Below are 20267 nucleotides of genomic sequence, written 5' to 3'. Positions count from 1 at the left end.
AAAAGGGGGACAGAAACCGCCCACCCCCCCCTCCCCCCCCCCCCCCCCCCCCCCCCCCCCCCCCCCCCCCCCCCCCCCCCCCCCCCACCCCGTGGTCCTAATCCAGGTGGTACGCGTACACGGTCGTCGCCACCGCGCACACGCCCGGTGCGACCACCTCGGCGCGCAGGGTGCGCGTCGCGGGGTCGTAGTCGACGCCCTCGGCCTCGAACGTGCCCTTGCACACGCTGTGCTGGGGGAGCCCGAAGAGGCTGGAGACGTGGCCGGTGACCGGCCTGCCGTCCAGCGGGTGCGGCAGATCGACCTGGAGGAGCGGCCTGCTCTGCGGGAACAGCTCGCCCGAGCCGTCGTCGGACGCGCACACCAGCCGGGTGGCGGTCACGAAGTCGCAGCCCTGGATGTCGCGGACCGGCTTGTCCAGGCTGATCTGCCCGGCCTGGGCCAGCGTCCCGCCGGTGCGCGGGGTGGCCGGGTTGAGCAGCGGCGCGGGGAACACCTGGAGCCGGTCCTGGTCCTCCCACTCGCCGGAGACCAGCCACTGCCCGTCGGGCGAGACGGCGGCGAAGGAGTTGTTCACCTTCTCGCCCGCGTCCAGCGGGTGCACGTAGTCGTACCGCTTGCCGTCCGGCGTGGTCACCTCGTACATCTTCGACGTGGCCGTGTCCGCGCCCTGGTAGGCGTCGAAGACATAGCCGCGCGCGATGTCCGGATCGCCCACGTGGTTCCAGCCCTTGACCCGCAGATCCAGCGGGATGTCGAGCAGTCCGCGGTGCAGCAGCGAGCCGTCGGCCCGGCTGGCGAGGCCCTGGCCGCCGCCCAGGGTGTCGGTGTACGACGTCCCGGCCGCCGTCCACCGGGCCGGCTCGGACGCCGACGCGCTCGGGGCGGCACACACGAGGGCGCCCACCAAGGCGGTGAGCGCGGCGAGTTGACGCTTCATCAGGCTCCTGTCACTTGCGTGCGGTCGGAAACCGCATGCAACCACGGATCGGCGGCCACCGGGTGACGGGGGTGCGTCCGGTGCGCCGGTTCCGGTCGACGGCGGGGCGTATTCCGGTCCGCTGTCCCTGCGCTTTCCGGGACAGGAAGGGGCGGAGGCGTGCGCCGGGAGGCGGCGGGCGGGGATGATGTGCCCCGGCAGGGCTACGGGACTCGGGAAAGGTGCGTGGGACGTGAGGCTGACGATTCTGGGCGGTGGCGGCTTCCGCGTGCCCCTCGTGTACGGCGCGCTGCTGACCGACCGCGCCGCGGGCCGGGTCACCGAGGTCGTCCTGCACGACCTGGACGCCGGCCGGCTGCACGCGGTCTCCCGCGTCCTCGCCGAGCAGGCCGCCGGGACCACCGACGCACCCCGCGTGAGCACCACCACGGACCTCGACGAGGCCCTGCGCGGCGCCGACTTCGTGTTCTCCGCGATCCGCGTCGGCGGCCTCCAGGGCCGGGCGGAGGACGAGCGGATCGCGCTGGCCGAGGGTGTGCTCGGGCAGGAGACGGTCGGCGCGGGCGGCATCGCCTACGGGCTGCGCACCGTGCCCGTCGCCACGGACATCGCCCGCCGTGTGGCCCGCCTAGCCCCCGACGCCTGGGTGATCAACTTCACCAACCCGGCCGGACTGGTCACCGAGGCGATGTCCCGGCACCTCGGCGACCGCGTCATCGGCATCTGCGACTCCCCGGTCGGCCTCGGCCGGCGGCTCGCCCGCGTCCTCGGCGCCGACCCGGAGGACGCCTTCGTGGACTACGCCGGCCTCAACCACCTCGGCTGGGTCCGCGGCCTGCGCATCGGCGGACGCGACGAACTGCCGCGGCTGCTCGCCGACCCCGCACTGCTCGGCTCCTTCGAGGAGGGCAGGCTTTTCGGCCCGGACTGGCTGCGCTCGCTCGGCGCGATCCCCAACGAGTACCTGCACTACTACTACTTCAACCGGGAGACCGTCCGCGCCTACCAGGACGCCGCCCTGACCCGCGGCGCCTTCCTGCGCGACCAGCAGGCCCGCTTCTACGCGGAGGCCGGGCGCCCGGACGTCTCCGCGCTGGGCGCCTGGAACCGCACCCGCGCCGAGCGCGAGGCGACGTACATGGCGGAGAACCGCGAGGCCGCGGGCGCCGGCGAACGCGAGGAGGAGGACCTTTCCGGCGGCTACGAGAAGGTGGCCCTCGCCCTGATGCGCGCCATCGCCCGCGACGCCCGTACGACCCTCATCCTCAACGTCCGCAACCAGGGCGCCCTCCCGGACCTCGACGCCGACGCGGTCGTCGAGGTGCCCTGCCTGGTGGACGCGAACGGCGCCCACCCGCTGGCCGCCGCCCCGCTGCCCGCCCACGCGGCCGGCCTGGTCGCCTCGGTCAAGGCGGTGGAGCGCGAGGTGCTCGCCGCCGCCGAGACCGCCTCACGGGCCACCGCGGTCAAGGCCTTCGCCCTGCACCCCCTGATCGACTCCGTGGCCGTGGCCCGCCGGCTGACGGACGGCTACCTCGCCGCCCATCCGGGGCTGGCCTACCTCAAATAGGCCCACCCGAAAGGCTCTTGCAGGCCGACCCGAAAGGCTCTTGAACGGCGCACGTGATTATGTTCTTGTGGACCAGACAATGCGCTGATCGGAAGGGGGACACGGGGTGGAGCCGACGGCCGGTCCCGGCCAGTTGCTGGCCATCAGCGATCTGCACATCTCCTACCCGGAGAACCGTGCGCTGGTGGAGCAGCTGCACCCGACGGGCGACGAGGACTGGCTGATCGTCGCCGGCGACATCGCGGAGACCGTGGCGGACATCCGCTGGACCCTCGCCACCCTCGCGGCCCGCTTCCGCACGGTCCTGTGGACCCCCGGCAACCACGACCTGTGGACCCACCCCAAGGACTCCGTACAGCTGCGCGGCGTCGCCCGCTACGAGCACCTGGTCCAGGTCTGCCGCGAACTCGGCGTCCTCACCCCCGAGGACCCCTACCCGGTGTGGCACGGCCCCGGCGGCCCGGTCGCCGTCGCCCCGCTGTTCCTCGGCTACGACTACAGCTTCCTGCCCGCCGGCTGCACCACCAAGGCCGAGGGCCTCGCCTACGCCGAGGGCACCGGCATCGTCTGCAACGACGAGTACCTGCTGCACCCGGACCCCTACCCGAGCCGCGAGGCCTGGTGCCGCGACCGGGTGGCGTGGACCGAGAAGCGGCTCGCCGCGCTGCCCGGCGACCTGCCGACCGTACTGGCCAACCACTACCCGCTGCACCGGCACCCCACCGAGGTGCTGTGGCACCCCGAGTTCGCCATGTGGTGCGGCACCGAGCTGACCGCCGACTGGCACCGCCGGTTCCGCGTCGCCACCATGGTCTACGGCCATCTGCACATCCCCCGCACCACCTGGCACGACGGAGTCCGCTTCACCGAGGTCTCCGTGGGCTACCCCCGCGAGTGGCGCAAGCGGGCGGCGACGCCGGGCACGGCGCGCCGCATCCTGCCGATGGAGGTGGAAACCGGTGATCGAGCAGCTGCTCCCGGAGTCGGTCGTGGCCGTGGAGGCACTCCCTGACGACCCGCTGTGGGACTCCCCGCTCCACCCGGAGGAGGAGGTGCTCGTCGCCCGCGCCGTGGGCAAGCGGCGCCGCGAGTTCGCCGCCGTGCGCGGCTGCGCCCGGCGCGCCATGGAGAAGCTCGGCGTCCCGGCGGCGCCCGTGGTCAGCGGCGAGCGCGGCGCCCCGCGGTGGCCCGCGGGCATCGTCGGCAGCATGACCCACTGCGCGGGCTACTGCGCCGCCGCGCTGGTCCGCGCCACCGACCTCGTCTCGCTGGGCATCGACGCCGAACCGCACGGCCCGCTGCCCGACGGCGTGGGCGGCTCCGTCTTCCTGCCCGCCGAGACGGCACGCCTGCGGCGGCTCGCCGAACGGGATCCCGGCGTGCACTGGGACCGGGTCCTGTTCAGCGCCAAGGAGTCGGTGTACAAGGCGTGGTTCCCGCTCACCCGCGCCTGGCTGGACTTCTCCGAGGCCGACATCACCCTGCGCCCGTCCCCCGACGGCGCCCCGCACGGCACCCTGCACGCCGAACTCCTGGTCCCCGGCCCGCTCGTGGGCGGCCGCCGCCTCCAGGTCCTCGACGGCCGCTGGGCCGCCGGGGACGCGCTGGTGAACACCACGATCGTCATCCCGCACCCCGCCTGACGAGCGACGGCACCCCCGAGCACCCCCGGCGGCCCCTGTCACCGCGGCCGGATCCCGGCGACGGCGGCCATAGCCCTGCGTCCGATCAGCCGGCCGACGGGCACCACTCGCCCAGCATCCGGAAGAACTCCGCCTCATTGCCCGCGAGACCCGCCTTCGCGAGGGCCGTCTCCGCCTCGGCGAGCACCGAGGGCGGCACCAGGGCGGGCGGCGCTCCCTGCGGTGGACCGTCGAAGGCGGCGCGCACCGTGTGCAGCAGCCGCAAGTAGGCCTGGACGGCGGTGCGCTCATGGTCGGTCAGGACGGCGGTCGGCATCGGTCGGCTCTCCCCGGATAGGCGTCACGGTCACGCGCGCTGCGGCGCACGCATACCAGCTTGCCGCCCACCACTGACAATCGGGCGAAACCGCCCCCGGCGCCGCGCCCCGGACCGCCCTCAGGACTCCGGCCGCTTCACGCTCTCCAGGAGCATGTCCAGCCATTCCGCGACCTTGTCCCGGTGCTGGTCGGTCGGCAACTGCGCGGCCCGCCAGGCTATTCCGCGCACCCCGTGGTCCTGGAGCAGCCGCTCCAGCGGATCCTCGGCGGGCCCGGCCGCGGCCCGCTCCCGGTCGGCCAGCTTCTGGAGCAGCTCCTGCTCGGTGCGCTGGAGCGCGCCCGCCAGCGCCTCCGGGTCCTCCGCCGTCAGAAACCCGGCGTGCACCCGGAAGAAGCGCTGCAACGCGTCGCAGTGCTCCATGGTGGGCCGCCGGTCGCCGTTGATCAGGGCGCCGGCCTGCTGCCGGGACATGCCCGCGCCGTCGGCGATCTCCTGCTGGGTGTACTTGCGGCCGTTCGGCTTCAGCCGGGTGCGCCGCAGCAGCCCGAGGCGCTGCAAAAACCGTGCCTGGACATCGGGTTCGCCCGCCGGGCGCCCGCTGAGCAGGGCCTTGACCACCGGCTCGGGCACCCCGCAGGCGACCGAGAGCCGCGCGACGTCGAAGACCTCGGCCTGGGACACCCCGAGCCGCTCGGCGAGCGCGGTGACGCGGGCGACGACGGCCGGCAGCTGGGCGGTCGCCGCGGCGCCCGGATCCTCGTAGCCATCCGTCACCGACAGAACTCCTACGTCTCTCGAGCAAGGGCAACAGGTGCGTCCGTGCATAGGGCATGCCCGGTACCGGGACCGGCGGTCGCCGTGAACTTCCCGGAGATTAGCCGGTGCCGTGAACCCACATCCAGGTGTCGCCACAACTGTGGCGAATTTCAGCCGTCAACCGGCCTGGAATGCCACGATAGTTGACATCACTCCTCGCGGGGAAGCAGGATCACATCGCCGCGTGAAGGCCGCAGAGGCAAGAGGGGTGACCTCCCGATGGCACATCAGGCAGGAGGGCAGCGGCCGGCGCCGCGGCCCGTCCCCGAGACCTCCGAGACCCAGTCGTACCTACAGGACTACGGCGTGCTGCTGGACGCCGTGCCCTTCCCGTCCCTGGTGGTGGACCACCGCTGGGACGTGGTGCTGGCCAACGACGCCTACGCCACGCTGTTCGGCGGGGCGCGCCCGCACCCCACGGCCATGCCGGGGGACAACTTCCTGCGGTTCGTGCTGTTCCACCCGGACGCCGGGCTCGTCCTCGGCGACCACGAGGCGGGCTGGTGCCTGCCCATGCTGGCCCAGCTCAAGGGCGCCATGGACGCGTACGGCCACGATCCCGAACTCCAGGCCATCCGCCGGGACATCGCCCAGGACCCGCTCATGGAGGCCGCCTACCGGCAGGGTCTGCCGCACTGGATCCGTGCCGTCGGCGAGCGCGGCACCCGGCTCGACGGGGCCGTACGGCTGCTGCTGCACCCCGACCCGCGCCGGGGCTCCAGCGAGTGCCGGATCGTGGACGAGACCCCGCAGGCCCTGCGCGAACTGGGCTGCCGGCGCCTGACCCTGGTCCCGCGCGATGCCCGCCGGGCTGCCGCCCCGGTGCGCCGCCCGCGCAGGCAACGCGCCACGCCGGCGCACCTGACGGTCGTACCGCCGCCCGAGGACTGAGGCCACCGGACCGGCATCCGGGGTCCGGCCACCGTTCGCGGGCCCCGCACCTTTCACACGGGTGACACCTCACCCTTCCCTGACGTTCGCCGCGCTTGGCACACTCGGCGCGGCAGTCACGGACGTCAGGACGAGAGGATCGCGGGCGCCACCACGGCGTTCACGGCGTTGTCGAGCAGCATCCAGCGCGCGGCCGCCCTGCCCGCGAACCACCGCACCGGATCGGTGGAGGACGTCGAGCACATCGTCGTCCTGATGCAGGAGAACCGTTCTTTCGACCACTACTTCGGTTCGCTGAAGGGCGTGCGCGGCTTCGGCGACCCGCGCCCGGTCAGCCAGAACGGCCGTTCCGTCTGGCAGCAGTCGGACGGCACCCGCGACATCCTGCCCTTCCACCCGGACGCCGACGACCTCGGTCTCGCCTTCATCCAGGACCTGCCGCACGGCTGGAACGACGGGCACACCGCGTTCAACGGCGGTAAGTACGACAAGTGGGTACCGGCCAAGTCCGCGACGACGATGGCGTACCTCACCCGCGCGGACATCCCCTTCCACTACGCGCTCGCGGACGCCTTCACCGTGTGCGACGCCTACCACTGCTCCCTCATCGGCTCCACCGACCCCAACCGCTACTACATGTGGACGGGTTACACCGGGAACGACGGCAAAGGCGGCGGCCCGGTCCTCGGCAACGACGAGAAGGGCTACGGCTGGACGACGTACCCCGAGCGCCTGGAGCAGGCGGGCGTGTCCTGGAAGATCTACCAGGACATCGGCGACGGCCTGGACGCGAACGGCGGCTGGGGCTGGATCGACGACGCCTACCGGGGCAACTACGGCGACAACTCGCTGCTCTACTTCGACGCGTACCGCAACGCCCGGCCCGGCGACCCGCTGTACGACAAGGCCCGCACCGGCACGAACGCCAAGGCGGGCGAGGGCTTCTTCGACCGGCTGAAGGCCGACGTCAAGGCCGGGACGCTCCCGCAGGTCTCCTGGATCGCCGCCCCCGAGGCGTTCACCGAGCACCCCAACTGGCCCGCCAACTACGGCGCCTGGTACGTCTCCCAGGTCCTGGACGCGCTCACCTCCAACCCCGAGGTGTGGGCGAAGACCGCCCTGTTCCTGACCTACGACGAGAACGACGGCTTCTTCGACCACGTCCTGCCGCCCTTCCCGGCCGCCTCCGGGGCCCAGGGCAAGTCGACGGTCGACGCCTCGGCCGACCTGTACCCGGGCGGCGCCGGATACACGGCGGGACCGTACGGTCTCGGCCAGCGGGTGCCGATGCTGGTGATCTCGCCCTGGAGCAAGGGCGGTTACGTCTGCTCCGAGACCTTCGACCACACCTCGATCATCCGCTTCATCGAGCAGCGCTTCGGGGTGCGCGAGCCGAACATCTCGCCCTGGCGGCGCGCCGTGTGCGGCGACCTCACCAGCGCCTTCGACTTCTCCCGCAAGGACGCCGGGCCCGTCTCGCTGCCCTCGACCGCCGGCTACCTGCCGCCGGACCACGACCGGCACCCCGACTACGTGCCCAAGCCGCCCGCGAACCCCTCGCTGCCCCGGCAGGAGCGCGGCAGCCGGCCCACCCGCCCGCTGAAGTACGCGCCCCTCGCGGACGGTGCGGCGGACACCTCGGCCGGCACCTTCACCCTCACCTTCGCCTCGGGCGCGCAGGCGGGCGCGGTCTTCCTGGTCACCTCCGGCAACCGCACCGACGGCCCCTGGTCCTACACCACCGAGGCCGGCAAGACGCTCTCCGACACCTGGAACTCGGCCTACTCCGGCGGCTCCTACGACCTCGCCGTGCACGGCCCCAACGGCTTCCTGCGCGTCTTCAAGGGCCGCAACAAGGCGGCGGGCCCCGAGGTGACCGCCCGGCACGCCGGCGACCGGGTCGAACTCACCCTCACCAACCGGGGGACCGGCACGGCCCGGCTGAAGATAGCCGACGGCTACGGCGGCGCTCCGGTCGCCGTGTCCGTACGGCCCGGCGCGAACGTCCGGCACACCGTGGACCTCGCGCACAGCCACCTCTGGTACGACCTGACGGTTACCTCGGCGGACGATCCGGCCTTCCTGCGCGGCTTCGCCGGGCACGTGGAGAACGGACGGCCCGGCGTCAGCGACCCGGCGCTCGCGACGGAGTGAACGGGCGATGAACACCGCCGCCGCCGGGCTGGTCAGGTACCGGTCAGAGCAGGGTAGTGTGCCCCGGTGACCACGCAATCAAACACCCCGGCAGGCTGGTACCCGGACCCGCACGGCGCGCCGCAGACGCTCCGTTACTGGGACGGAAGCCAGTGGACCGAGCACACGAACAACCAGACCCAGCAGGGCCAGCAGCCCGCGGCGGCCCAGCCGGGCATACCGCAGCAGCAGGCCCAGCAGGCCGTGCCGCAGCAGCAGTTCCCGCAGCAGCAGGCCGCTCCCGACGCCCGGGTGCAGCGCCAGGTGCAGCAGCAGGCGGGCCTCGTGGCCGGCGGCCCCGGCGGTGGCACCCTGTTCACCGAGCCGGTGCTGGTGGTGAACCAGAAGGCCAAGCTGATCGAGCTGACCAACGAGTACAAGGTCATGGATCAGAACGGCCGCGAGCTCGGCTCGGTCACCGAGGTCGGGCAGGGCGCGCTGCGCAAGATCCTGCGCTTCGTCTCCAGCTGGGACCAGTTCCTGACCCACAAGCTGGAGATCCGCGACGCCTACGGCCAGCCGCAGCTGCTGCTGACCCGGCCCGCGAAGATATTCAAGTCGCGGGTGATCGTGTCCCGCCCGGACGGCTCGCAGGTCGGCGAGATCGTCCAGCAGAACATGATCGGCAAGATCAACTTCGCGATGAACGTGAACGGCCAGCAGGTCGGCGCGATCAAGGCGGAGAACTGGCGGGCGTGGAACTTCGCGATCGTCGACCACGCGGACAACGAGGTGGCCCGGATCACCAAGACCTGGGAGGGCCTCGCCAAGACGCTGTTCACCTCCGCGGACAACTACGTCCTCCAGATCCACTACCAGCTGCCCGAGCCGCTGCTGAGCCTGGTGGTCGCCACGGCCCTGACCGTCGACACCGCGCTCAAGCAGGACTCGCGGGGCTGGAACTGACCCCCTCCCGTACGGGGGCACGCGGCACAGCGCACACAGCACGGCAGAACAACGGATACGGCGACGGCGGCCGGGGCACGCGGAAACGCGCGCACCGGCCGCCGACGTCTGTCCGCGCCACGGTCACAGCGCCGTGAGGTGCCCCGGCTGGTCGGGCCGTCCGGGCTGCTCCGGCAGCCGGGGGCGCAGGGCGGGTTCGGCCGCAGCGGTCCCCGGTCGCAGGGCGAGCACCGCGGCCACCGGATGGTCGTCCGGCTCCCCGCCGTCCGCGCTCCCCCCGTTCTTCCCGGTGTCCCGCGGCTCGGTGACGCGGGTGAGCAGCACCACCCCACGGGCGGCGAGCACCGCCCCGGCGAGCGCCAGCAGCACCCCGCCCGCGCCACCGGTCAGGCCCTGTCCGAGCAGGGTGAGCCCGATCAGCGCGGCGGCCACCGGGTTGGCCAGCGTGACGACCGCCAGCGGGGCGCCCAGGCCACCGCGGTAGGCGGTCTGCGACAGCAGCAGCCCGCCGACGGCGAACGCCGCGACCAGCACCGCGACCACGATCACCTCGGTGCTCAGCACCGGCCCCGAGCGGTCGGTCGCGGCCACGGTCACGGTCTGGGTGAGCGCCGAGGCCACCCCCGAGGCGAACCCGGACGCGGTCGCGTGCCGCAGCCCCGGCCGGGCGCCGGGCCAGGACAGGGCGCCGATCAGCGCGGCCGTCGTACCGGCCACCGCCACCGCCTCCGGCAGGCTCAGCACCCGCGCGGGCGCGGGCCCGGACGCGGTGACCAGGACCGCGCCGAGGCCGAGCAGGGTGAGCGCCGTACCGCGCCACTCCACCGCGCTGACCCGCCGCCCGGCCGCCCGCGCGCCCAGCGGCACGGCCGCCACCAGGGTGAGGGCACCGAGCGGCTGAACGACGGTCAGCGGGCCGTACTTCAGGGCCACCACGTGCAGCAGCGCCGCCGCCGCGTTCAGCCCGACCGCCGACCACCAGGCGCCGGTGCCGAGCAGCCGCAGCAGCCCGGTGCCGGGTTCGCGGGCGGCCAGCCGCTCCTGGGCGACCGCGGCGAGCGCGTAGGCCACCGCCGAGACCAGGGACAGCGCGACGGCGAGCAGCTCGGCGGCGCTCATCGGCCCGCTCCCGCCAGGACCCGCTGGCGCTGGCGCGGGACGATCCGGCCGGTGCCGTGGCCCGCCGCCGGGGTGGTGGCGCGGTGCGGGGGACGGAGCAGCGCGAGGGCGATGCCGAGCATGGCGGTCGCGGCGAGCGCGTCGAGCCAGTAGTGGTTCGCCGTGCCCACGATCACCATTAGCGTGACCAGCGGGTGCAGCAGCCACAGGCAGCGCCACCGGGAGCGGGTGGCCGTGATCAGGCCGATCGCCACCATCAGCGCCCAGCCGAAGTGCAGCGAGGGCATCGCGGCGAACTGGTTGGAGAGATGGTCGTGGGCCGGCGGCCCGTACACGGAGGGGCCGTAGATCCGGGCGGTGTCCACGAGGCCGGTCCCGGCCAGCATGCGCGGCGGGGCCAGCGGGAACGTGAAGGGCAGCACCAGGGCCGCCGCGGTGACCGCCGCGAGGACCCGGCGGGCCCAGACGTAGTGGGCGGGCCGCCGGAGGTAGAGCCAGACCAGGAAGGCGAGCGTGGCCGGGAAGTGGACCGTCGCGTAGTAGGTGTTGGCCGCCCGCACGAGCACGTCGCCGTGGAGCAGCGCCGACTGGACGGCGGTCTCGTGGGGCAGGTGCAGGGCCCGCTCCAGGTCCCAGACGCGATGGGCGTTGTGGAAGGCGCGCAGGGTGTGGCCGGTGGCCAGCTGGCGGCCGAGCTTGTAGACGAGGAAGAGTCCCGCGACGAGCAGGAACTCGCGGACGAGACCCGGCCGCGCCGGGGCGTCCGGGTCCGTTTCCGCCTCGGCAGGCTCGGTGAGCGCAGTCATCTCCCGGCCCCCTTCGCTGACGATCGTGTGTGGCAACGCTTCGGTACGGTGCGGCACGGTGCGGCACCTCTTTGGTACGTGTCCGTACCGAAACGATGGTGTACCGATACGGCAGTGTACCGATACGATCGGGTACCGGTACACTGCCGTATCGATTGAAGTGCGACACACTGGAATCCGGGCACAGGGCGCCCGCGCCCGCGGATGGCGCCCGTGAGTGAGGGGAAGCGCGAACATGACGTCGCAGGCCGCGGAGGGACCGGAGACGGTCGTCGCCTCGCGCCGCTCCAAGATCACGCCGGAGCGTGAGCGGGAGTTCTTCGACGCCGTGCTGGAACAGATCCGGGAGTGCGGCTACGAGTCCGTGACCATGGAGGGCATCGCCTCCAGCACCCGGTGCAGCAAGTCCACGCTTTACCGGCAGTGGAAGAACAAACCCCAGTTCGTGGCCGCCGCGCTGCGGGCCCGCGGGCGGGTGCGCTTCGCCGGTATCGACACCGGCTCGCTCGCCGAGGACCTGCGCCAGGCCGCGCGGGCCGCGGGCGACTGGTCCGGCAAGGACACCAAGCTGCTCCAGGCGCTCGGCTCCGCGGTGACCCAGGACCAGGAGCTGGCCCAGGCGCTGCGCGAGGCGCTGGTGCACCCGGAGATCGCCGCGCTCCAGGAGATCCTCGACCGCGGCGTGGCGCGCGGCGAGATCCCCGCGGACCATCCCGCGCTGGAGTTCATCCCCGCCATGATGTTCGGCGTGCTGCGCGTGCGGCCCGTGCTCAGCGGCCAGTACGCCGACGCCGGCTACCTGCTCCGGTTCGTGGAGGCCACCGTGCTGCCCGCGCTCGGACTGAGATGAGACCCAGGCCGCCGTTCACGGGATGACTGAACGGCGGCCTGCCCGCGCCGCACCGTGGGGACGGGGGCGGCGCGCACCCCCGGCCGGGCGGGGTTCCCCTTGAGCGGAGGGGGGTCCCGCCCGGCCGGACTCTCCGGCACCCGGTGGGGATTCCGGGCGCCGGAGAGGGGTCAGACGTTCTGGCCGCTGCCGCCGCCGGAGGAGGACACCTTGATGCCCTTCAGGATCTCGTCGATGACCCCGGTGTCCTGGCCGACGTCGATGCCGAAGCGCACGACGACCATCTGCCGGGAGTCGTTCGGGGAGGGGAAGGCGACCGACTCGACCAGACCGTCGGAGCCCTTGCTGGTCACGGCCTTCCAGCGCACCATGTAGCCCTTCTGCCCGGCCACCGTCACCGCCTGTGCGGCCAGCTGCTGGTGCGAGGTGATGCTGCCGTAGGTGCTGCCGCCGTACGACTCCTTCGCGTTCGCCGCGATGTCCGCCTTCGCGACCTGCTCCGCGGTGTCGCCGTCGGTGCCCAGGGCCACGGCGGGTGCGGTGTAGGCGCCGCCCGCGGTGCAGGTCTGGGAGCTGTTGCCGGGGCACTTGTAGGAGTCGTCCGAGGTGACCTGCGCGCCGACGCTGATCGCCTGCCCGGTCCAGCCCTTCGGCACGGGCAGGCTGACGCCGTCGATCGCGTCCGGCACGGTCCCGCCGCCCTTGATCTTGGGTGCGGGCGAAGGCGAGGAGCCCCCGGAGCCGCCCGAGCCGCCCGAGCCGTCGGAACCACCCGGTCCGCCGAGGCCGCCCGAGCCGTCCTGCCCGCCGGAGGACCCGCCGGAGCCGTCGGACCCGCCGGGGCCTTCCGGACCGCCGAACCCGCCGCCGTTCTGCCCGCCGCCCGTGCTGTGCTGCGCCCCGGCGCGGTTGCCGCCCTGGCCGCCGCCGTCGTCGGTGAGCGCGTACACCCCGATCCCGATGCAGGCCAGTACCGCGACCGCCGCGGCGACGGCGATGCCGGTGCGCACCCCGCTCCGGGAGGAGGGCGGGGGCGGGGCGGGGTAGGAGGGGTAGCCGGTGTACGCCGGGTAGCCGGGCTGACCGGGAGCTTGCTGGAAGCCGGGCTGACCGGGAGCTTGCTGGTATCCGGGCCGGCCCGGAGGGGGCTGGTGGCCGGGGTAGGCGTCGTAGCCATAGCCGTGGCCGTGGGCGGCGGAGGGCGCCTGGCCGGCGGGCGGCGGGGGAGTGGCCCCCGGCGCCGGACCGGTGAGGGGGGCTTGGCCGGCGGGCGGCACGGGGCCTGCCGGTGCCGTCGGATCGCCGCCCTGCGCGGCCGGGCCCGGCTGTGCCGCCGGGTCGGCCTGCGTCGCCGGGCCCGAACCCGCCGCCGTGCCGGCCCCCGCCGCCTCGCCGGTCCCCGCTGCCCGGCCGCCCTCCACCGCCTGGCCGCCGTCCGCCGCCTCGCCGTCCGGTGCCTGGCCGGGCTGCGATGCCTTGCCGTCGGCCGGTGCCTGGCCGGGCTCCTGCGTCTTGCCGTCGGCCGGTGCCTGGGCGGCCCGCGCCGCCGGGTCCGTGGTCGCGGCCGTGTCCACGGGCGGGGCGGGCTCGTCGCCGGGCGCCGCCGCTGTCGGGGGACCCCACGTCGCGGCCGTCCCGGCGGGGCGGACCCGGTCCGTCCATGCCTTGCCGTCCCACCAGCGCTCGGTGGGCGGACCGTCATGCGTCTGCCCGGGGTCGGGGTACCACCCGGGAGGAGTCACCTGCGTCATGGCCCCACCGTATGAGGCAACCGTGAAAGTGCGATGAGAGGATCTGCCGCCAATCCCTCGACCCCGGACAATTCACCTCCCGATTTCTTCGGCCGCCCCGGTCCGGTCCCCCGCCCCGCCTTCCACCACCAGCCGCACCGGCGCGCACGCCGCGCGCTCCGGCATCCGGAACCCGTCCCGCCCCGGTGTCACCGACCCCAGCACGCTCGGCCGCCGCGCCCCCGTGCTGCGCGGATCGGTGCCCGCGAGGCCGTGCACGGTGAGGAAGCCGAGAACGGCGAAGGCGTACGCCTCCTTCGCGGCGGCGGGCAGCCCGAGCTCGTCCGAGGAGCGCAGCGGGATCCGGCCGAGCAGGTCCCGCAGCAGACGCACCAGCACCGGATTGCGCACACCCCCGCCGGACGCGATGACCTCGCTCGCGCCGACGGACCGCACCGCGTCCGCGACCGTCCGCGCGGTCAGCAGGGCGAGCGTGGCGAGGACGTCCTGCGGGCGGGCCCCGTCGAAGGCGCCGGCGGCCCGCAGATACCCGGCGTGGAACAGCTCCTTGCCGGTGGTGCGCGGCGCCGGCCGCGCGTAGTACGGCTCCGCGAGCAGCCGTGCCAGCAGCCGCGGGTCGGGGCGGCCGCGCGCGGCGAGGGCGCCGTCCGCGTCGTAGGCCAGCCGTCCGCCGCTGAACTCCCGCACCGCCGCGTCCAGCAGCGCACAGCCGGGCCCGGTGTCGAAGGCGGTGCCGTCCGGTGCGGTCAGGTTGGCGATGCCGCCGATGTTCAGCGCCACCGGCCGGCCCGGCCGGCCCCGCAGCCACAGCAGGTCGAACAGGCTGACCAGGGGCGCCCCTTGGCCGCCCGCCGCGACGTCCCGCGCCCGGAAGTCGGCGACCACGGGCAGCCCGGTCGCCTCCGCGATCCACGCGGGCTGCCCGAGCTGAAGGGTGCCGCGCACCCGTCCGTCCGCCACCCAGTGGTAGACCGTCTGCCCGTGCGAGGCCACCAACTCCGCCCGGTCCGCGCACAGTTCCCTGTTCGCCCGCACCGCCGCCGCCGCGAACGCCTGCCCGATCCCGGTGTCCAGGCGGCATACCGCGTCGAACCCGCACGCCGCGGGCGGCATCGCCCGCGCGAGCGCCGTGCGCAGCGGCTCCTCGTACGGCGCGCTGACCATGCCGAGCGGCCGCAGGGCCAACGTGTCGCCGGCCAGCCGCAGTTCACCGGCCGCCGCGTCCACGGCGTCGTACGACGTCCCGGACATCAGCCCGATCACCCGCACCGCTTCCTCCAACCCGCGTTCCGGAAAGCCCTGTTCGGCGACGCGTCCCGCCGACTCCCCTCCTGTGGCGTCCTCTTCAGCAGTGCGAGCCCGCTCACCGCGCACGCCGCCGCCGCGTAGTAACCCGGCACGTCCGGGTTCCCGGTCCGGCGCACCGCCTCCGTGATGATCAGACCCGCGCAGCCGGAGAACACCGCGTTGGACAGCGCGTAGGCGAGGCCCAGGCCGGTCCAGCGGACGCGGGCGGGGAACATCTCGGCGAGCAGGGCCGGGCCGGGGCCCGCCAGCAGGCCCACCACCGCGCCGGCGCCGGCCAGGGCGAGGGCCTTCGCCAGGACCGGGGCGCCCGGATCCTGGAGCAGGCCGAGCACCGGCAGCGCGCCCGCCACCACCAGCAGCGCGCCCGCGAGCAGCACCGGCCGCCGACCCACCCGGTCGCTGAGCGCCCCCGCGGGCAGGATCGCCGCGGCGAACCCCGCGTTGGCCACCGCCGCGGCCACCAGCGCCTGCGCGAACCCCGCGTGCAGCGCGCTCTGGAGGTAGGAGGGGAGCACCACGAGGAAGGTGTATCCGGCCGCCGACCAGCCCGTCACCCGCGCCGCCGCCAGCGTGATCGCACCCCAACCGAGCCTCATGGCAGGCGACTTGGGCCGCTCCAGGAACTCCGGCGTCTCCGCGAGGCCGGTGCGCAGCCACAGCGCCAGCAGGCCCAGCGGCACGGCGAGCAGGAACGGCAGCCGCCACCCCCACGCGGTGAGCCGCTCCATGCCCAGCACCGCCGCGGTCACCGCCGTGACCCCCGCGCCGCCCAGCAGCCCCAGCGCCACCGTGAAGGACTGCCATGCCCCGTACACCCCGCGCCGCCCCGGCGGGGCGAACTCCGTCAGCACCGCCACCGCGCCGCCGAACTCCCCGCCCGCGGCCAGCCCCTGGACGATCCGCAGCAGCGTGAGCAGCCAGGGCGCAAGGGCCCCCACCGCGCCGTACGTCGGCAGTGCCCCGATCAGCGCCGTCGCGCCGGACATCAGCGCCACCACCCCGATCAGCACCGGCCGCCGCCCGTACCGGTCGCCCAGCCTGCCGAACAGGACCGCGCCGAGCGGCCGGAAGAAGAACGCGAGCGCGAAGGAGGCGTACGTCCGCACCAGCCCCTGCACCGCGCCGCCGCCCGCCGGGGTGAAGAAGCGCTCGGCGAGCACGGTCGCGAGGAAGCCGTAGACCGCGAACTCGTACCACTCCACGAAGTTCCCGGCCGATCCCGCCGCCACCGCCCGCGCTCCGGGGGCCCCTCGTGCCGTATTCCCGCGCGCAACGCGCCCCGCCTGAGTCACTGCTGACGCTCCGTCCGCCGACGACACCGCTGCTCGGGGCGGGTCCGCGTCGCCCGGCCGCCCGGACTTTCACTCGGCTGTGCAACAGCTGCCCCGACCGTCCACCACATATCCCACCGGACGGCTACGCTCGGGGTCTGTACGTCATTCGGGCGACCTTGGGGAGGGAACGGGATGACGGAGGGACGGCCGGCGGCGGCCGCTTCGGCTCCCCTGTGGGAGCGGGACGCGGAGATCGGCACCGTCGCGCGGGCCATCGAGGAGCTGCGCGCCGACAAGTCCTCCGCGGGCGGCCTGCTGGTCTTCCGCGGCGAGGCGGGCCTCGGCAAGACCGCGCTGCTGGCCGAGACCCGGCGCATGGCCGAGGGCCGCGGCTGCACCGTGTGGTACGCCCGCGGCGCCGAGACCCTGAGATCCGTGCCCTTCAACGTCGTACGGCAGCTGCTCCAGCCCGCGCTGCTGTCGCTGCTGCCCGAGGAGGCCCGCGAGTACCTCGGCGACTGGTACGACATCGCCGGTCCCGCCCTCGGCATAGCCGAACCGCAGGAGGAGAGCGCCGACCCACAGTACGTGTGCGACGGCCTCGTCGCCGCCGTCCGCCGGCTCGCCCGCCGCGAATGGCCGCTCGTGCTGCTGATCGACGACGCGCACTGGGCCGACCAGGAGACCCTGCGCTGGCTCGCCGCCTTCGCCGAACGCCTGGACGACCTGTCCGTCCTCGTCGTGGTCGCCCGCAGACCCGGCGAGGTCGGCGGGGAGAGCGCCCGCCACCTCGACGCGGTCGCCGAGGCCGCGGGCCGCCCCGTGAACAACCTGCGCGCGCTCACCCCGGACGCCGCGGCCGGACTCACCCGCGCCACCCTCGGCCAGCACGCCGACGACGCGTTCTGCCGCGAGGTCTGGGCCGTCACCGCGGGCAATCCGTACGACGCCGTCGAACTCCTCGCCAAGGTGCAGGAGAGCGAAGTGTCACCGGTGGAGGCCCGCGCCGGGGAGCTGCGCGCCCTCAACCGCGCGGCCCGCGGCGGCGGACTGGTCGACCGGATCAGGGAACTCGGCTTCCAGCCCACCCAGTTCGCCTGGGCCGCCGCCGTCCTCGGCACCGGCATCACCCTCGGCTCGGCCGCCCGCCTCGCCACCATGGACGAGGAGGACGCCCGGAACTGCGCCGAACTGCTGCGCACCGCCCGCATCCTCACCACGCCCGACCCCACGGCCGCCGAACACCGCGGCGCCGACCTGGAGTTCGTGCACCCGCTGATCGCCTCCGCCGTCTACAACTCCATCCCGCCGGGCGTGCGCACCGCCATGCACGGCGTCGCCGCCGAGATCGTCACCGAGCTGGGCCGGGGCGCCGCCGAAGCGGCCCGGCACCTGCTGCTGGTCCATCCGGAGGCCGACGAGAGACTGGTCGAGCGGCTGCGCGAAGCCGCCCGCGAACACCTCGCCGTCGGCGCGCCCGACGCCGCCCGCGTCTGCCTGGAACGCGCCCTCCAGGAGCCGCCCCGCCCCGACATCCACGCCCATGTCCTGTACGAACTGGGCTGCGCCACCCTGCTGACCGCGCCCGCCGTCACCATCGGCCATCTGCGCAGCGCCCTCGGCATGCGCGGCCTCGACGGCGGCGAACGCGTCGACGCCGTGGTCCGCCTCTCCCAGGCCCTGCTCCACAACGACCAGTTGGAGGAGGCCGTCCGCACCGTCGAGGCCGAGGCCGCCCGGCACGAACCGGGGCCCGTGCGGATGCGGTTGCAGGCGTTCCAGTACATGTGGGAGGGCATCCACGGCGAGAGCGCCGCACCGGCCCGCTCCCGCAGCCTCGCCGAACTCGCCGCCACCTGCACCGGCCGCGACAACACCGAGCGCGCGCTGCTGATCCTGCGCGGCTTCGACGCCATGACGCACGGCGAGAGCGCCGCCGAGATCGTCGAACTGTGCGACCGGGCCCTGGTCAACGGACGGCTCGCGCCCGGCCTCGGCTGGACCGACCGGGAGTGGGGCATCGAGCTGCTGACGATGCTCGGCAGCGCCTACGTCTACACCGACCGGCTCGACCGCGCCGAGAGCCTGTTCGCCGAGGCCCTGCGCGTGTACACGGGCGCCGGCTGGCACGGCGGCCACCTCTCCCTGGCCAACGCCTACCTGGGTCTCGCCTACCGCAGGCAGGGCCGCCTGAGGGACGCCGAGGCCACCCTGCGCGAGGCCCTCGTGCTGGCCGAACGGGTGGGCCGACGCCTGCCGCTGCACTGGTCGGCCACCTGCGGCCTGGTCGACACCCTGCTGGCCCGCGGCCGGGTCCAGGACGCCTGGTCGGTCGCCGAACAGTACGGCTTCGCCCCGCCCTACCCGTCCACCATCGTGCTGCCCGACGTCCGTTCGGTGCGCGGCCGGCTGCTGCTCGCCGTCGGCCGTACCGAGGAGGGCGTCAACGAGCTGGAGGCCGCCGAGAAGACCGCCGTCTCCCGCGGCGGCCACAACCCGGTCCTCGCACCCTGGTCGGTCGACCTCGCCAGGGCCCTCGCCGGACAGGACCCGGCCCGCAGCAAACGGCTCGCCGCCGGCGCCCGCCGGCAGGCCGAGCGCTTCGGCACCGACACCGCCATCGGCGAAGCCCTGCGCTGCCCGCCGCCCTGGAGACCGGCGGCCGCGCACTCCAGCTCGCCCGCCGCGCCGTCACGTATCTGGAGGCATCGCCCTCCCAGTACGAACACGCGGCGGCCCGCATCGAGTACGGCATCCTCGCCCGCTCCGCCGCCGACCTGCACCGGGGCCTCGACCTGGCCCGCTCCTGCGGCGCGGACGGCCTGGTGGCACAGGCGCGGGCGGCGCTCGCCGAGGGAGGGGAGCGGTAACTCCCCTGCGTGGTACGGCGGTTCAGCCCGCCCGCACGAACACCACCCACACCTGGCCGGCGGCGAAGTCCAGCGGCCGGCCGTCCGCCGCGGTGAACGTCGTACCGTCGGGCGCCGCCGGCCGTGACCAGGTGGCGGCGAAGGAGTGCCCGTCGCGCAGCACCTCCGCCCGCCCGGCGCCGACCGTCTCCGTGTAGGGAGTGGGGTTGCCGAGCACGTCGTGGTAGCGCGAGTCGCGGATGCCGACGTACTGCACGACGACCGTCGGCGGCGCCGGCCGGGGGCCGTCCGTGTCGGTCGTGGGCGTGCCGTCCATCGCGATCAGCCAGCCGCGCCGGGCCGGTGACCAGGTGAAGGTGAAGCGGGCCGACGGGTAGCGCACGGTGCGCGAGACCACCGGGGTGCCCCCGGCGGGGGCCGGGCCGTAGCGGAAACCCGTGGTCAGCGCGCCCCGGCCCGGAGCGGAACGCAGCAGGCGCGCGGGGCGCAGATAGAGGTTGTGCGGCGCGGCCCGCGCGCTGTCCCGGTCGTAGGCGCCGGACGCCTCGCCGGGCGACTCGGGCCGCACCGGCGCCTGCCCGATCAGCGGCAGCAGCTTGCGCTGGGCGCCGGAGAAGGCCAGATACGGCCGGTCGAACTGGGCGAGCAGCTCCAGATCGGACTCGCGGGCGCTGCGCACCGGCCCGACGGCGCCAGGCAGCCGGCTCGCGTAGACCGCCATCAGCCGGCTCAGACCGCCCTCGACCTGCTCCGCGTACACCACGTCGGCGGCGTCGAGCCCGGTCTGCGGGCGGGCCGCGGGCACATCGTCGATCTTCACGGCGAGCGGGGAGCCGCCCGCGGCCGTGGAAGCCGGGGGCGGAGTGGGCACCGGGTGCTCGTCCCGCCGTCCGCCGGGCCCGCCGCAGCCCGATGCCAGGACGGCGACCAGCACACCCGCCGCCACCCCACCCCTTCGGGCACCGCGTCTCCCGCCCACCCTCGCCACCCCGTCCGTCGTCCGTGGTCCGC

General features: G+C 74.4%; 16 protein-coding genes and 2 pseudogenes. 8 read left to right on the top strand and 10 right to left on the bottom strand.

Annotated elements, in window-relative coordinates; all coding sequences use genetic code 11:
* Positions 1–97: 97 nt before the first annotated feature.
* Positions 98–940, bottom strand: a complete 843-nt coding sequence (locus tag AC069R_RS03215; protein WP_478764043.1) for a hypothetical protein — start codon at positions 938–940, stop codon at positions 98–100.
* Positions 941–1172: 232 nt separating this feature from the next.
* Here AC069R_RS03215 and AC069R_RS03210 point away from each other — a divergent pair, with 232 nt between their 5' ends.
* The 3 genes from AC069R_RS03210 to AC069R_RS03200 all read left to right on the top strand — a co-directional run bounded on the left by AC069R_RS03210 (position 1173) and on the right by AC069R_RS03200 (position 4153).
* On the top strand, positions 1173–2510 hold the full coding sequence (locus AC069R_RS03210) for a 6-phospho-beta-glucosidase (protein WP_478764041.1): 1338 nt from the start codon (positions 1173–1175) through the stop codon (positions 2508–2510).
* Between the two features lie 106 nt (positions 2511–2616).
* The gene (locus tag AC069R_RS03205) at positions 2617–3522 is read left to right on the top strand and encodes a metallophosphoesterase family protein (protein WP_478764040.1); all 906 of its coding nucleotides are present in this window, start codon (positions 2617–2619) and stop codon (positions 3520–3522) included.
* Entirely contained in the window at positions 3470–4153 is a 684-nt protein-coding gene (locus tag AC069R_RS03200; RefSeq protein ID WP_478764039.1) for a 4'-phosphopantetheinyl transferase family protein, read from the top strand. Before AC069R_RS03205 ends, AC069R_RS03200 begins: the two co-directional genes overlap by 53 nt.
* Positions 4154–4238: 85 nt before the next feature.
* Here the strand turns inward: AC069R_RS03200 and AC069R_RS03195 are convergent, their stop codons facing one another.
* Positions 4239–4469 (bottom strand): hypothetical protein, encoded by a 231-nt coding sequence (locus AC069R_RS03195; protein WP_397983014.1) that lies wholly within the window; start codon positions 4467–4469, stop codon positions 4239–4241.
* A 120-nt stretch (positions 4470–4589) separates the two neighbouring features.
* Complete coding sequence (locus tag AC069R_RS03190; protein WP_397983013.1) at positions 4590–5246, bottom strand: helix-turn-helix domain-containing protein; 657 nt, start codon at positions 5244–5246, stop codon at positions 4590–4592.
* A 261-nt stretch (positions 5247–5507) separates the two neighbouring features.
* On the opposite strand from AC069R_RS03190, the gene AC069R_RS03185 reads away from it, so the two are divergent.
* The 3 genes from AC069R_RS03185 (at position 5508) to AC069R_RS03175 (ending at position 9278) form a co-directional block, all read left to right on the top strand.
* Positions 5508–6179: an MmyB family transcriptional regulator gene (locus AC069R_RS03185; protein WP_478764037.1), complete on the top strand. Its 672-nt coding sequence runs from the start codon at positions 5508–5510 to the stop codon at positions 6177–6179.
* A 138-nt stretch (positions 6180–6317) separates the two neighbouring features.
* Entirely contained in the window at positions 6318–8333 is a 2016-nt protein-coding gene (locus tag AC069R_RS03180; RefSeq protein ID WP_478764227.1) for a phosphocholine-specific phospholipase C, read from the top strand.
* Between the two features lie 66 nt (positions 8334–8399).
* Positions 8400–9278, top strand: coding sequence for an LURP-one-related family protein (locus AC069R_RS03175; protein WP_478764035.1), 879 nt, complete (start codon positions 8400–8402; stop codon positions 9276–9278).
* A 123-nt stretch (positions 9279–9401) separates the two neighbouring features.
* On the opposite strand, the gene AC069R_RS03170 is transcribed toward AC069R_RS03175, so the two are convergent.
* The gene (locus AC069R_RS03170; protein WP_478764034.1) at positions 9402–10397 is read right to left on the bottom strand and encodes a DMT family protein; all 996 of its coding nucleotides are present in this window, start codon (positions 10395–10397) and stop codon (positions 9402–9404) included.
* A complete protein-coding gene (locus AC069R_RS03165) occupies positions 10394–11203 on the bottom strand; it encodes a phosphatase PAP2 family protein (RefSeq protein ID WP_478764032.1) in 810 nt (269 codons plus the stop codon). Before AC069R_RS03165 ends, AC069R_RS03170 begins: the two co-directional genes overlap by 4 nt.
* Before the next feature lie 235 nt (positions 11204–11438).
* Between AC069R_RS03165 and AC069R_RS03160 the strand changes: the two genes are divergently transcribed.
* Entirely contained in the window at positions 11439–12053 is a 615-nt protein-coding gene (locus tag AC069R_RS03160) for a TetR/AcrR family transcriptional regulator (RefSeq protein ID WP_478764030.1), read from the top strand.
* A gap of 170 nt (positions 12054–12223) precedes the next feature.
* Here the strand turns inward: AC069R_RS03160 and AC069R_RS03155 are convergent, their stop codons facing one another.
* The 4 genes and pseudogenes from AC069R_RS03155 to AC069R_RS03140 form a co-directional block, all read right to left on the bottom strand.
* Positions 12224–13330, bottom strand: a complete 1107-nt coding sequence (locus AC069R_RS03155; RefSeq protein WP_478764226.1) for a hypothetical protein — start codon at positions 13328–13330, stop codon at positions 12224–12226.
* Between the two features lie 357 nt (positions 13331–13687).
* Positions 13688–13804 (bottom strand): annotated as a pseudogene (locus AC069R_RS03150) (DUF2510 domain-containing protein); the annotation flags it as partial.
* A gap of 72 nt (positions 13805–13876) precedes the next feature.
* Positions 13877–15073 (bottom strand): anhydro-N-acetylmuramic acid kinase, encoded by a 1197-nt coding sequence (locus AC069R_RS03145; protein WP_478764028.1) that lies wholly within the window; start codon positions 15071–15073, stop codon positions 13877–13879.
* Positions 15064–16341: an MFS transporter gene (locus AC069R_RS03140; protein WP_478764026.1), complete on the bottom strand. Its 1278-nt coding sequence runs from the start codon at positions 16339–16341 to the stop codon at positions 15064–15066. Before AC069R_RS03140 ends, AC069R_RS03145 begins: the two co-directional genes overlap by 10 nt.
* A gap of 237 nt (positions 16342–16578) precedes the next feature.
* Here AC069R_RS03140 and AC069R_RS03135 point away from each other — a divergent pair.
* A pseudogene (locus AC069R_RS03135) lies at positions 16579–19256 on the top strand (ATP-binding protein).
* Positions 19257–19278: 22 nt separating this feature from the next.
* Here the strand turns inward: AC069R_RS03135 and AC069R_RS03130 are convergent.
* Entirely contained in the window at positions 19279–20202 is a 924-nt protein-coding gene (locus AC069R_RS03130) for a DUF3048 domain-containing protein (protein ID WP_478764024.1), read from the bottom strand.
* Positions 20203–20267 lie beyond the last annotated feature (65 nt).

It is taken from the genome of Streptomyces sp. NPDC043952, from assembly GCF_056435325.1.
Note: the sequence above shows the minus strand (reverse complement) of the source record. Positions and strands in the feature narration are given on the sequence as shown.

Bases quoted from the DNA above. Each gene is read 5' to 3' on its own strand.
- AC069R_RS03165 (WP_478764032.1), bottom strand. From the start codon at position 11,203: ATGACTGCGCTCACCGAGCCTGCCGAGGCGGAAACGGACCCGGACGCC.
- AC069R_RS03195 (WP_397983014.1), bottom strand. From the start codon at position 4,469: ATGCCGACCGCCGTCCTGACCGACCATGAGCGCACCGCCGTCCAGGCC.
- AC069R_RS03170 (WP_478764034.1), bottom strand. From the start codon at position 10,397: ATGAGCGCCGCCGAGCTGCTCGCCGTCGCGCTGTCCCTGGTCTCGGCG.
- AC069R_RS03160 (WP_478764030.1), top strand. From the start codon at position 11,439: ATGACGTCGCAGGCCGCGGAGGGACCGGAGACGGTCGTCGCCTCGCGC.
- AC069R_RS03185 (WP_478764037.1), top strand. From the start codon at position 5,508: ATGGCACATCAGGCAGGAGGGCAGCGGCCGGCGCCGCGGCCCGTCCCC.
- AC069R_RS03215 (WP_478764043.1), bottom strand. From the start codon at position 940: ATGAAGCGTCAACTCGCCGCGCTCACCGCCTTGGTGGGCGCCCTCGTG.